Below are 13,138 nucleotides of genomic sequence, written 5' to 3' on the forward strand. Positions count from 1 at the left end.
TTTTATATTGTGCTTATGCAACTCTAATAAAGGAATAAAAAGGTTGTGCTATGGAAAATATTGGAATTTGGGTTGCTGGATTTATTATCTTGTTCGTTCTCGGCTCGATTTTTGGACTTCGTGTGAGTCCAAGAGAAAAAGCTTTGGGGGAGATGCGAGAAAAAGCACGCAAGATGGGCTTGCACCCACGTTTAGTTGCGGCACCTGAATGGACGAAAATACCGATGGCATCGGAGAACCGTGCCAGTATGGTGGCGTACTACAGTGTCCTGATTCCAGATGCACGCCTACCTTTAATGCGTGCTCGTGTTGTTGATCAGCAGCTTGAGCTCATTACAGGTGATGACAAGTTTAAACATTTACCCATTGAATTAAAGGGTATTTATGCTATTGATATGCAAGCAAACTGCGTGGGAATCTATTGGGATGAACATTCTGACTTAAGAGCAACCCAGTTAGATGCCATGAAAGCATATTTACAGTCTTTGGCTGAACTTTAATTTTACAGACCCATTGAAACAGGATTAACGGTTAATATGGCGAAAGCTCCTCGCTCCACATCCAAAAGTACTACAGCAGATTCTCCTGAGGCTGGGAAAAAACGTGCTTTAGTAATTGTGGAGTCGCCTGCAAAAGCGAAAACAATCAATAAATATTTAGGCTCGAATTACATTGTGAAGTCTTCCGTTGGTCACGTTCGTGATTTACCGACGGGTGGCTCAAGTAAGACTGCAGAAAAAAAGCCAGCGACACGAACCAAACTGACCGATGCTCAGAAAGCTGAAAAAGCACAGAATGCCTTGGTCAATCGTATGGGGGTTGACCCTGAACATGACTGGAAAGCTCATTATGAAGTGCTTCCAGGCAAAGAGCATGTGGTTGCTGAACTGAAAAAGCTTGCTTCGCAGGTTGACGAGGTTTATCTCGCAACGGACTTGGACCGTGAGGGAGAGGCCATTGCATGGCATCTTAAAGAGGTCATTGGTGGTGCGGACTCTCGTTACCAACGTGTCGTTTTTAATGAAATTACCAAAAATGCCATTCAAGAAGCTTTTAAACATCCAGCACGTCTTGATATTGATAAAGTCAATGCGCAACAGGCCCGTCGTTTCTTAGACCGCGTTGTTGGCTTTATGATTTCCCCATTACTTTGGGAAAAAATTGCTCGCGGTTTGTCTGCTGGTCGTGTTCAGTCTGTTGCCGTGAAACTGGTGGTTGAACGTGAACGTGAAATTCGTGCGTTCGTCCCAGAAGAATATTGGCAAGTTTTTGCAGATACCAAATCACAGACGGATGACATTCGTTTAGAGGCGGTCAAGCAAGCGGGTAAAACCCTAAAATTACGCAATAAAGCCGATACCGATGCTTTACTGAAGCTCATTAAAGACGCAGATTACAAAGTGTCAGCACGTGAGGATAAACCGACCAAGGTCAATCCGAGTGCGCCGTATATCACCTCGACTTTACAACAAGCCGCGAGTACACGTCTGGGTTTCTCAGTGAAGAAAACCATGATGTTGGCGCAGCGTTTGTATGAGGCGGGTTTTATTACCTACATGCGTACCGACTCGACCTTTTTGAGCGACGATGCGGTGAATATGGTGCGTCATCATATTGAGACAGAGTTTGGGGCAAAGTATCTGCCTGCTAAGCCGAACCGCTATGGTAACAAAGCGGGTGCACAAGAAGCCCATGAAGCGATTCGTCCATCAAATGTGGCTTTAAAAGGTGACAGTTTAGTGGGTGTGGAGCGTGATGCTCAGCGGTTGTATGACCTGATCTGGCGTCAATTCGTCGCGTGTCAAATGACCCCAGCAGAATACCTGTCATCCACTATTTTAGTCGATGCAAACGGTGTTGAACTTAAAGCCAAAGGTCGCACACTGGTATTTGATGGTTTCACCAAAGTCCGTGGTCAAAACAAGTCAGATGACGATGTGTTATTGCCAGCGGTCAAAGTGGGTGAAATCCTCAAACTTGAAAAACTAGATCCATCGCAACACTTTACCAAGCCACCTGCACGCTTTACCGAAGCGTCACTGGTGAAAGAGCTTGAGAAGAAAGGGATTGGCCGTCCATCAACGTATGCGGCGATTATCTCAACCATTCAAGATCGTGGTTATGTCAAACTAGAAAACCGCCGTCTATATGCAGAAAAAATGGGTGAGATTGTTACAGATCGTTTGGATGAAAGTTTCAATAACCTCATGAATTATGACTTTACCGCGGATCTAGAAGGTCAGTTGGATAAAGTGGCAGATGGTGAGCGTAATTGGAAAGAGTTGCTTGACAGTTTTTATGGTGATTTCAAAAACCGACTGACCAATGCTCAAGGTGAGGGCGGTATGCGCCGTAACCAACCTGTTGAAGTCGAAGCCGTTCACTGTAAAGAATGTGACCGTCCTATGCAGATTCGTACAGGAACTACAGGTGTGTTCTTAGGGTGTTCAGGTTATAACTTGCCACCGAAAGAACGTTGTAAAGGTACGTTGAACTTAACACCAGTTGAATCACTTGCAGCACTCTCGGACGATGATGCAGCAGAAACAGCAGACTTGATGTCGAAAAAGCGTTGCCCGATTTGTGAAACCGCAATGGACAGCTATGTGATTGATGGTGGTCGTAAATTACATATCTGTGGTAATAACCCTGATTGTGCTGGTTTTGAGCTTGAAGAAGGTGAGTTCAAAATCAAAGGCTATGATGGCCCAACCATTCCATGTGATAAGTGTGATGGCGAAATGCAGTTAAAGACAGGGCGTTTTGGTCCTTACTTTGCTTGTAACAGCTGTGATAACACGCGTAAAGTACTGAAAAGTGGTCAACCTGCACCTCCGCGTGTCGACCCGATTAAGATGGAACACTTACGCTCGACCAAACACGATGACTTTTTTGTCCTGCGTGATGGTGCGGCGGGTCTGTTCTTAGCTGCAAGTAAGTTCCCGAAAGTACGTGAAACACGTGCTCCGAAGGTTGCTGAATTGCGTACGGTGGCTGATCAGCTTGATCCAAAGTATCAGTTTATTTTGCAAGCACCTGATGTTGATCCAGAAGGCAATCCAACACTTGTGAAGTTTAGTCGTAAGAATCAAGCGCAATATATTGGCTCTGAAACGCCTGAAGGCAAGCAAACCAAATGGTCATTGGTGTTCAATGATGGAAAATGGGTTGAAGCTTAAGTTTTAATTGCTTAGAAATAATCAAGAAATGCTCACTTTGGTGGGCATTTTTTATGTCACAATCCTTTAATCATAATTTATAAAAAATAGCATATTGGGGTATACGTGGACATACAAACAAAAAAGTTTGCCGTATTAATTGATGCTGATAATTCATCAATTAGTGCAATTCCATCAGTACTTGAAGAAGTAGCTAAATATGGTATTGCTAGCGTAAAGCGCGTATACGGAGATTGGAGTAGTGAAACTCTAAAAAATTGGCGTGAAGTGCTTTTACCACATGCAATTACACCAGTTCAGCAGTTTGCCTATACAAAAGGTAAAGATGCTACGGATATGATCCTAATTATTGATGCAATGGATTTACTTTATGCAGGGGCTTTGGATGGATTTTGTATCGTCTCCAGTGATAGTGACTTTACGCCTTTAGCATCTCGGATTCGTGAAAATGGTTTAAGTGTTTATGGCTTTGGAAAAAAGAAAACACCAGAAGCATTTAAGAAGGCATGCGATAAATTTATTTATGTTGAAAATTTAATTGTGGGTAGCGATCTTAAAAATATTGAAGATGAGTTCCTTTCTGAATCTACGGCCAAAAAAATAGTAGAAACCTTGAAAGCAACTGATCAAAAAGCAGCAATCCAACCAAAAGAAAGAATTATTCCAGAAACAGTTGATCGGGCAACCTTAAACTTGATTTATAAAGCAGTTAAAGATAATTCGGATGATAGTGGCTGGGCGTATTTAGGGTTAGTAGGTGGTTATATTAATGCTGTGAAACCTGATTTTGATACTAGAAATTATGGTTTTGATAAATTATCTAGTTTAGTTAAAGCTTTAGGTATTTTTGAGACTAAAATGAATGGAAGCCAAATGTATTTAAGGAAAAGTAGTTTTAGTACATTTATTCGCCTAGTGCAAAAGGCAATTAATAATTACTCAGTAGATGATGGTTGGGTTCAGATGTCTGATATTATTAAATATTTGAAAAATTCTGATTTAAATATTAGAAATTATGAAGAAGCTGTAGAATCAATACATTCTGGCTGGCTTGAGTTTAAAGAATTAGATAATAATAAGTTTGTAAAAATTAATAGAGTTTTGCTTTAGATTTTATTGGCGTACTAAATCAGTTGGTATTTTTAGATAAGTGATTAAGAAAATTGGATTTTGGGGATATGTGGAAAAAAATTCGTATTTTAATCTTGTTGCTGATTTTATTGGTGGTTGCTTTGAATGCTTATCGGGATCAAAATCAAGATTGGAGCAAGCCCATTATTGTATTACTCCATCCAGTGAATGCAGATGGACAGGCTACAACTCAGCAATATATTCAGCAACTGAACCTTGGAAACTTACAAGGGGTACAAGGCTATTTAGAGCAGATGTCAGCACAATATCGTGGCCAGCCGATTTCAATTTATTTCCAACTTGGACGCGAGCTCAAGCAGTTACCACCTAAAGTACCTGAGCAGGCGAGCTTGTTGGATACTGTAATGTGGAGTTTAAAGTTCCGTTATTATGCGTGGAAAAATCATCAAGGTTCAGATGGCGCACCAGCTGTTACTTTGTATTTGAACTATTATGACCCTGCACTGACCAAAGAACTGAAACACTCAACAGCTTTGCAAAAAGGGCGTATTGGTTCAGTGAATTTATTTGCATCGACCAAGCAAACAGAGCAAAACAAAGTGGTGCTTGCACATGAGCTTTTACATGCCTTTGGTGCCAGTGATAAATATGACTTAGCTACTGGGCAACCGATGTATCCTGTAGGTTATGCATATCCAAATCAGCAGCCCTTGTTCCCACAAGCGAAAGCTGAGCTTATGGCTGGACACATACCAACTTCGCAAACACAAAGTAAAATGCCAGAAACGATTGATGATACCTTGGTGAATGAGATCACCGCGATAGAAATTGGCTGGAAAAAGTAACTGTGGATAATGTCGAATTTATCCACAATCCAGTGTGCTTATGTGGATAAATTCATGCCTACAAGTCTGTTGAAAAACATGTTAAAACTAAATGAACGAAATCAGACTTGAGAAGAATATGAAAACAGTAGGTAATGATTTAGTTCGCCATCAACTGCATGAAAACCGTAAGTGGTATCTGGGCTTAGGGATTTTATTGGTCTTGTTTGGTTTAATCCTTTTTGCATCGCTACCTCTCGCGACTTTATCTGCAGTCTTTATCTTTGGTGTATTGATGATGTTAGGCGGTGTTCTGCATTTGATTGCGGCTTTTAAGATTTTTGAGGGTGGTTTTCGCTGGTTATGGGCGCTGTTTGGTGTGTTGTATTGGGTTGCGGGTTATTATGCTTTCACAACACCAGTCAAAACAGCCGTTGTATTGACCAGTATTTTGGCCGTATTCCTGGTCATTGCAGGCGTGATTCGTATTTTTAATGCGATACTATTTCGTACATTCCAAGGCTGGGGCTGGACACTTTTTTCAGGTATTTTAACCCTAATCGCTGGGATTATGATTTTAACTACCCCAGATGCTCCATTTTGGGTGTTGGGATTATTTTTAGCATTCGATATTTTATTCCAAGGGATTAACTATCTTTCTTTAGCTTCTTATATCAAAAGAGAAGTCCCGAAAAGTTCAGCAGATGCCTAAATGATTAATCTGAACAAAAAAAGAGTGCTTTAGCACTCTTTTTATATTTCAACACTCTTTTTATTTAAGTTTGAGAGCTGGCAAATATAATTTATGGAATATTTCACACGATGAAAACTTTTGTACTTGCGCCCGATTCATTTAAAGAAAGCATGACTGCGGAGCAGGCCTGTACAGCTATGCAACGTGGGATTCAAAAAATAATCCCTGATGCGGTATGTATACATGTACCCATGGCAGATGGTGGTGAAGGTACGGTTGATGCCTTACTCACATCATTAGCGGGTCAAAAAGTCGAATGTGAGGTAACAGGGCCATTGCCATCACAACGAATTAAAACGTATTGGGGTTTATTTGATGGTGGGCAAACGGCTGTTATTGAAATGGCCAAAGCCAATGGGATTCATCTGCTTGAATCTACGCAACGGAATCCACTCCTAACCACAACTTTGGGAACGGGGCAAATGATTCGGCATGCCTTGGACGCAGGTGTGTCAAAAATTATTTTGGCACTCGGAGGCAGTGTCACCAATGATGCAGGCAGTGGCATGGCTCAAGCGCTTGGAATCAGGTTTTTAGATGTACAAGGGGCTGAACTGGCCGTTGGTGGTGGTCATTTACAAGAGATTGAACGGATCGAGATGCAGGCTTTAGACCCACGTTTGCAAGGGGTTCAAGTTTTGATTGCCTCCGATGTCACTAATCCGCTGTGTGGAGCACAGGGTGCGTCATATGTATTTGGCCCGCAAAAAGGGGCGAGTGCAGAGATGGTTGAGCAGTTAGATCAAAACTTGAGTCACTTTGCACATGTGGTGGAAACACAGCTGAATATGCAGATACGTAATGTTGCAGGGGCAGGGGCCGCAGGTGGACTAGGCTTTGGCTTAATGGCATTCACAGGTGCTAAGATTCAGTCAGGTGCGACGTGGGTGATTGAGCAAACCCAACTGGCTGAGAAAATAAAGCAAGCTGATTATGTCTTCACTGGTGAGGGCAGTATCGACTTCCAAACCAAGTTTGGCAAAACGCCGTGGGCAGTGGCTCAGTTAGCCAAACAGTTGAATAAACCAGTGATTGCCTTTGCTGGACGTGTTGGAGAGGATATTGAGTCATTATTTGATGAAGGTTTTAGTCAAATTGTTTCGATCAATGAATCCGACTGTGATTTAGCTACAGCATTGAAAAATGCAGAACAGCATTTGCAAAACAGCTGTGAGGACATCACTCGACTTTTGCTTTTAAATCATGTTGAGCAAGCTTGATTTAAAATATTTGAGTCGGTAATTGATTCGAGCATAAGGCCTTGGCCTAAATTTGAAGATGTATTTCTGACAGAAATGGATAATCGTTGTTGTAGGCTCATATTGACGTCATAGATTTGTTAAACTAGTAGCATCCACGAATTGATGAGTGATTATGAGTTTAGCCAGCCTAATTGATGAATTAAACCCGCAACAAAAACAAGCTGCCACGACTGAGTCACAACACAGTCTGGTGCTTGCAGGGGCTGGCTGTGGCAAGACCAAAACTATTGTGGCGCGAGCGGCGTACCTGATTGATCAAGGGATTCCAGCCAACCAAATCCAGATTTTAACCTTTACCCGTCGTTCAGCCAGCGAGATTGTGGCGCGAGTGGAGTTGGCTTTAGGTGAGCAGGCAAAAGGGCTGCGCGCTTCTACTTTTCATACTTTTTGTATGTATCTGCTGCGCCGCGTACCGAAAGCCTTTGGTTTAGAGCAGTTTTCAATTATTGATCGTGATGATCAGTTGATGATGTTCCGCCTGATTCGTGGAAAAGATGATAAGAAAAATCCCAATCAGTTGCCTAAACCGCAAGAACTGTGTGATCTGTATTCTTTTGCACGAAATACGCGTCAAAAGTTGAGTGATGCCTTAGAAAAACAGCATCCTGAGCATTTGGCTTTTAAAGATCAAATTGCGGAAATCATGAAAGAGTATGAGACACGAAAACGTGCCCGTAGTTTTTTAGATTATGACGATATTCTTGCAATCGTGGCCTCAGCACTCGATCAGTCAGACGGTTTAGCCGACTATGTGGCATCGCTCTGCAAACACATGTTGGTCGATGAAATGCAGGATACCAATCCTTTGCAGTGGGCCTTGCTTGAACCGCTTAAAGACAAAGTGAGCCTGTTTTGTGTGGGGGATGATGCGCAGTCAATCTATGGTTTCCGTGGAGCAGATTTTGAAAATATTCACCATTTTAAAGACCGTGTGCCGAATGCTCAGGTGTTTAAATTGGAGCAAAACTATCGTTCCACTCAAGAAATTTTAGACCTTTCTAATTGGCTGCTCGATCAATCGGAGATTCAATATAATAAACGCCTAGATGCTCATCGGGGTGAGGGTGTAAAGCCTCGCATGCACATTTTCCCAAATGAATTTGATGAAGCAAAATGGATTGCGATCGACATTAAAGAGCGCCATTATTTACAAGGACAGCGCTGGTCGGATCACATGGTCTTGGTGCGTTCCAGCTTTGCAGCACGGCATATTGAGGCAGCGTGTATTGCGGCCAATGTTCCCTATCGTTTTATTGGGGGCATGAAACTGCTTGAAACCGCGCATGTGAAAGATTTACTGAGCCTGCTACGTGTGATTGCCAATCCTCTAGATGATATTGCATGGATGCGTTTTCTCACCCTGTGGAATGGGGTGGGGGATGTGGGGGCAAGTCGTCTCGCTCAGCAACTTTTACTGGAGCCTGAGTTTGATTTGATCTTTGATAAATTAGAGAAATTTGGGCGAATTCCAGCTGAAACCGTGTTGATCATGAAGCAAATGACGGTACTAAAACAGGAAGTGCAGGCTTGCGTCAGTTTGGGTATTCAGGCGATTGAAGCGCAATTGGCAGAAAATTATAAAAAAGACTGGAACCGTCGCCAAGGTGACTTTGAGTTAGTGAAGCAATTGGCATCTAAACATACCCAGTTGAGTGAATTTCTTGAGGAATATGTACTTGATCCAGTGTCTATTTCTGAAATCGAACGACAGTCGGATACGGATGTCGTCACATTAATTACCATTCACTCGGCCAAAGGTACAGAGCAAAAAGTATGTTATGTCGTTAATGTCACGCCAGGGCAATATCCGCATGCTCGTGCCCAAGGTGATTTTAATGATGTTGAAGAAGAGCGTCGGGTCTTGTATGTGGCACTGACCCGTGCCCAGAATGAGCTGATTTTGACCAAGCAAAATTTAAGTCTGTGGGCGCGAGACGTGATTGATGAGCAAGGGCGGAAAGTCGAAAGTTATTTTTTGAACGATTTGACTCGGAATTTATGTACGATGGAAACCCATCATAAGCCCCGTCAGCAAACCGTTAAAAGTGCACTGATTGAACGACAGTCGATTAATTTAGATTTTGGGATTAATCTCGATTAAACTAAACTGATTACATTGTGGTATTTGTTGTGCAATGTTCAGAAAGTAGCGTAGGCGATTGCTTTTTGATGATTTTGCCTATTTTTGAAGGTTGTTGAATGAAAATTTTAGTTCGTAGTTTAGAACGTACAGTAACAGAAGCAGAATTACTTGAGTTGTTTAAACAATACGGCACAGTTGCATCATGTACTTTAGTGCTGGATGCGGCTACAGGTAAATCGAAAGGTTTCGCTTTTGTGGACATGCCACATGCACGTGAGGCGATTAAAGCTATTAAAGGCTTAAACACATTGCGTTTGCATGGTAGCGGTATTCGTGTGAAACAGGCGGAAGATAAGCCTGAGAAGCCAGAAGCATAAGTATGAAGGAGCAATTAATGCTCCTTTTTTATTGAGTCAAGCATGAAAAAAATCTACCCAGCATTATCTATTGTTGCTCCGATGGGGCAATACATTGCACAAGGAAAAAAGACTTTAGAAATACGTTCTTGGCGCCCTACACATTTGCCGTTGAAAGATTTATTGATTGTTGAAAATCAGCATTATTTGACACAAGAGGGTGATGAAGAGTTAGGATATGCTGTGGCTATGGTCGATGTTGAGGCGATTCATCCGTGGAAAGAGGAAGAGCTTGAAGTGGCTATGGCATCATATTGGGACGAAGGATATTGGGCTTGGGTATTAAGTAATGTACGTCCAATGCTTGTCCAGACTCCCGCTATGGCCAAAAGAAAGATTTATTTTATTGAAATAGATCATGCATAATTTTCATTATGCACTGCTGTGCATAAAGTTTAATCTTGGCCTTGTAAAAAACGCCAAACATTAGGAACACCATTCATGACCCGTGTTGCCCGCTATCATGCAGATCGTACCAATCAAAAACTCTATTTTGCTCGCCTTGCCTGTCAACAAGCTGAGCAGAACGATCATGTGCAGCAAGCGCAGGCGCACCGTGAAGCAGCCGTCTTTCATTTACACGGTGCTGTACTGGCCTTTTTACAGGAATTGGTAAGATACTACCGCTTAAATGACTTTAACCCGACCTTGAAATCTATTGAGGAACAAATGGCAGTTAAAGGACAAGTTTCACCTGAGGTAACGGTGTTGCAGCAGTTATCAAAAGAAGGGTTTATCGCAGAGTTAAAGCGTGCTTATCGTTTATGCCAGTATGCGCCAGAACCAACGAGTCCTGAACCAGAGTCTGAAACATCATCGAACTTGATCATTAAAGTGACGCAAACACCGCAAGCATGGTTACCTGATACCAAAATTCTAAGAGAGTGGCACCGCGACTTGACGGCTTTGATTGATGGCTTCCGGAATGAGATGGTCGAGTTCTAAAAGCGATGACCAGCGCTTGAAGTTTGAAAATTTGTCCTTATATCAATAAGTCTAAGCGAAGCAAAGTGCAACTGCCTTTGCCACCATGTTGAACATGGAGGAAATATGTCTATAGAACAGTTGAAAGAATTATTTGGAAATCAAGAGGCCATTTTGGAATTGGTTCAACTTGAAGGTGGCGAATTGGCACTACGTAACGCAGGTTCTGAAAGTGCGCCTTTAGTCACGATACAATTTAATGATGAAGTCAAAGCCCTATTGGGTGATCAAGCGACTGTGGTTGCACAGCATATGGTGCAAGCGGCTTTATACGCCTTACTTGAAAAGCAAGTGGGTGAGTGGCAAGCTGAAGTTGTAGACGAAAAACCACAGTTCTTGAGCTAAACTGAATAAGAAAAAACGCACTGAATAGTGCGTTTTTTTGTATCTCGTGTTTGTTCCTTAGTGGGTGGGTGCCTGATGATGTGCAATCTGAATTTGATTTAAAATATGATTGCTCATATTTTTTGCCATTTCTTCTTTGGCAAAATACACTTCACCAATGTTGTCACGACGAATTACTTCGGCTTCTTCTTTACTTTCTGCACACACCAAGACCTGAATCTCAGGATTGAGAGTTTTGGCAATATCTACGATCTTATGAATATCTAAAATATCCATTGGAGAAAGTACCAACAGGCGCGCATGTTGAATATGGGCTTGAATCAGTACTCCAGGATCTGTTGCTATACCAGAAACAGCCGCAATGCCTTTCTCACGGAGGTTCTCTACAATTTCACGGTTTTCTTCCGCAATCACCACTTTAATGTCTTCGGCCATTAACTGTTTGGTAATACGACGCCCCACTTCCCCATGCCCAACAATCACCACTTGGTCGCGTAAGTAGTCCTGCGAGACTTCATCAGGCAACATTGCTAGTGGATCCCCACTACGTTCCAGTAAGCGGGCCAAATGAGAGCGTTCACGAATCCAACGTTGTACAGGCTCAATGGCAGAGAACACAAAACTGTTTAAAGTGATGGAGATCAAAGCGCCTGCCAATATCAGGTTTTGTCCTTCTAAAGACAGAAGTTTGAGTGAAACCCCAAGCGTTGCCAAGATGAAGGAAAATTCTCCGATCTGTGCCAGTGAAGCCCCTACAGTGAGAGCTGTATTGATGGGATAGCGGAAGAAGAGCACCAGTGCCATAGCTGCAATGGTTTTGCCAATCATGATAATGGCAACGACAGCAAGCACATGCACAGGTTGTTCTACTAAGATGCGTGGGTCAAATAACATGCCCACTGCAACAAAGAACAAAATGGCAAAAATTTCACGTAGAGGGAGAGTTTCCTCTTCTGCACGATGGCTAAAGTCAGATTCTTTGACGACCATCCCTGCAAAGAAAGCGCCCAGCGCCATGGAAACACCAAAAATTTTATAAGCACCGAAAGCAATGGATACCGCGGCAGCCACTACGGTTAAAGTAAAGAGCTCACGTGAACCAAGGCGAGCGACGAACTGCATGATCATTGGAACCAGACGTTTCCCGATGATCAGCATAAAAGCGATAAAACCAGCCACTTTAAGTAGGGTGGTGCCGAGGGTAAGCCAAATGTTGGTATTTTCACTGCCTGCAAAAGCTTCGCCACCGAGTAAGACCGCTGTTGCAGGTAATAAAACCAGCACCAAGACCATGACTAGATCTTCAACCAAAAGCCAGCCAACAGCGATTTTACCGTTAACTGAATTGAGTAGACCGCGATCTCCTAGGGCTTTGAGTAATACCACTGTGCTTGCGCAGGATAAACTGAGACCAAAAACCAGTGCAGAACCAAAGCTCCACCCCCAGAGCATGCTGACACCTATACCAAGTAGAGTTGCCACAGCAATTTGTAAAATTGCACCAGGTAAGGCAATGCGTCTAACTTGTAATAGATCATTCAGAGAGAAGTGCATGCCCACACCGAACATGAGGAACATAACTCCAAGTTCAGCCAACTGGTTCGCTAGATGCATGTCTGCGACAATACCAGGGGTGTTGGGGCTGATGATAATACCGGCAATCAGATAGCCAATGAGTGGAGGGAGGCGTAAGCGTACGGCAAGATAGCCGAAAATGAGCGCAAGCCCAAAGCCAACAGCAAGTAATATAATGAGATCTACGTCATGAGGCACTAAAAACTCCTTAAGCAAAAAAGTTAAGGGTGAAAAATAAGCAAAGCACAAACGGTGCCAAAAGAGATTAAAAGTTTAACAAGTCGAATGAAAAAAAAGCAAAAAAAAACGACCTGATACAGGTCGTTTTTTCCAAAAAACTAAAATTATTTAATTTTAGCTTCTTTGAAGATTACGTGTTGACGGATTTTTGGATCAAATTTTTTGATTTCCATTTTTTCCGGCATAGTACGTTTGTTCTTAGTTGTGGTATAGAAATAACCTGTACCAGCAGTAGAAACTAGGCGAATTTTATCACGCATGGTTCAGACTCCTTAGATCTTTTGACCTTGAGCACGTAGGTCAGCAACAACCTTTTCGATACCCAATTTGTCGATAATACGCATACCTTTTGTAGTTAGGCGAAGACGTACAAAACGTTTTTCG

The 13,138-nt window shown here is 42.4% G+C and carries 13 protein-coding genes and 1 pseudogene; 11 read left to right on the top strand and 3 right to left on the bottom strand.

Translation table 11 applies throughout. The annotated features are described in order from the left end of the window. The first annotated feature begins 50 nt into the window (after positions 1-50). The 11 genes from B4F08_RS10105 to B4F08_RS10155 all read left to right on the top strand — a co-directional run bounded on the left by B4F08_RS10105 (position 51) and on the right by B4F08_RS10155 (position 10,939). On the top strand, positions 51-500 hold the full coding sequence (locus tag B4F08_RS10105; RefSeq protein WP_086209979.1) for an ammonium transporter: 450 nt from the start codon (positions 51-53) through the stop codon (positions 498-500). A gap of 36 nt (positions 501-536) precedes the next feature. Further along, positions 537-3,179: a type I DNA topoisomerase gene (gene topA, locus B4F08_RS10110; RefSeq protein WP_110975002.1), complete on the top strand. Its 2,643-nt coding sequence runs from the start codon at positions 537-539 to the stop codon at positions 3,177-3,179. A 105-nt stretch (positions 3,180-3,284) separates the two neighbouring features. Next, positions 3,285-4,289, top strand: coding sequence for an NYN domain-containing protein (locus B4F08_RS10115; protein WP_110975001.1), 1,005 nt, complete (start codon positions 3,285-3,287; stop codon positions 4,287-4,289). 68 nt (positions 4,290-4,357) lie between these two features. Further along, positions 4,358-5,116 carry a hypothetical protein gene (locus tag B4F08_RS10120; RefSeq protein ID WP_291374298.1) on the top strand — a complete coding sequence of 253 codons (759 nt, stop codon included), beginning with the start codon at positions 4,358-4,360 and terminating at the stop codon, positions 5,114-5,116. Between the two features lie 118 nt (positions 5,117-5,234). Further along, positions 5,235-5,807, top strand: coding sequence for an HdeD family acid-resistance protein (locus B4F08_RS10125; protein ID WP_086209975.1), 573 nt, complete (start codon positions 5,235-5,237; stop codon positions 5,805-5,807). A 110-nt stretch (positions 5,808-5,917) separates the two neighbouring features. Continuing rightward, positions 5,918-7,069 carry a glycerate kinase gene (locus tag B4F08_RS10130; RefSeq protein WP_291374299.1) on the top strand — a complete coding sequence of 384 codons (1,152 nt, stop codon included), beginning with the start codon at positions 5,918-5,920 and terminating at the stop codon, positions 7,067-7,069. Positions 7,070-7,223: 154 nt separating this feature from the next. After that, complete coding sequence (locus tag B4F08_RS10135; protein ID WP_291374300.1) at positions 7,224-9,212, top strand: ATP-dependent helicase; 1,989 nt, start codon at positions 7,224-7,226, stop codon at positions 9,210-9,212. 98 nt (positions 9,213-9,310) lie between these two features. Beyond that, a complete protein-coding gene (locus B4F08_RS10140) occupies positions 9,311-9,571 on the top strand; it encodes an RNA recognition motif domain-containing protein (protein WP_086209972.1) in 261 nt (86 codons plus the stop codon). Between the two features lie 42 nt (positions 9,572-9,613). After that, positions 9,614-9,976, top strand: coding sequence for an ASCH domain-containing protein (locus tag B4F08_RS10145; protein WP_110974997.1), 363 nt, complete (start codon positions 9,614-9,616; stop codon positions 9,974-9,976). Between the two features lie 75 nt (positions 9,977-10,051). After that, positions 10,052-10,555 carry a DUF6586 family protein gene (locus B4F08_RS10150; RefSeq protein ID WP_086209970.1) on the top strand — a complete coding sequence of 168 codons (504 nt, stop codon included), beginning with the start codon at positions 10,052-10,054 and terminating at the stop codon, positions 10,553-10,555. Between the two features lie 105 nt (positions 10,556-10,660). Next, positions 10,661-10,939: a hypothetical protein gene (locus B4F08_RS10155; RefSeq protein WP_086209969.1), complete on the top strand. Its 279-nt coding sequence runs from the start codon at positions 10,661-10,663 to the stop codon at positions 10,937-10,939. Positions 10,940-10,996: 57 nt separating this feature from the next. Here the strand turns inward: B4F08_RS10155 and B4F08_RS10160 are convergent, their stop codons facing one another. The 3 genes and pseudogenes from B4F08_RS10160 to rpmB all read right to left on the bottom strand — a co-directional run. Next, on the bottom strand, positions 10,997-12,712 hold the full coding sequence (locus B4F08_RS10160; RefSeq protein WP_086209968.1) for a cation:proton antiporter: 1,716 nt from the start codon (positions 12,710-12,712) through the stop codon (positions 10,997-10,999). 146 nt (positions 12,713-12,858) lie between these two features. Then, complete coding sequence (rpmG, locus tag B4F08_RS10165) at positions 12,859-13,014, bottom strand: 50S ribosomal protein L33 (RefSeq protein ID WP_003654787.1); 156 nt, start codon at positions 13,012-13,014, stop codon at positions 12,859-12,861. 12 nt (positions 13,015-13,026) lie between these two features. Next, a pseudogene (rpmB, locus tag B4F08_RS10170) lies at positions 13,027-13,138 on the bottom strand (50S ribosomal protein L28); the annotation flags it as partial.

The sequence above is a fragment of the Acinetobacter sp. UBA6720 genome, from assembly GCF_002454215.1.
Taxonomy (GTDB): domain Bacteria; phylum Pseudomonadota; class Gammaproteobacteria; order Pseudomonadales; family Moraxellaceae; genus Acinetobacter.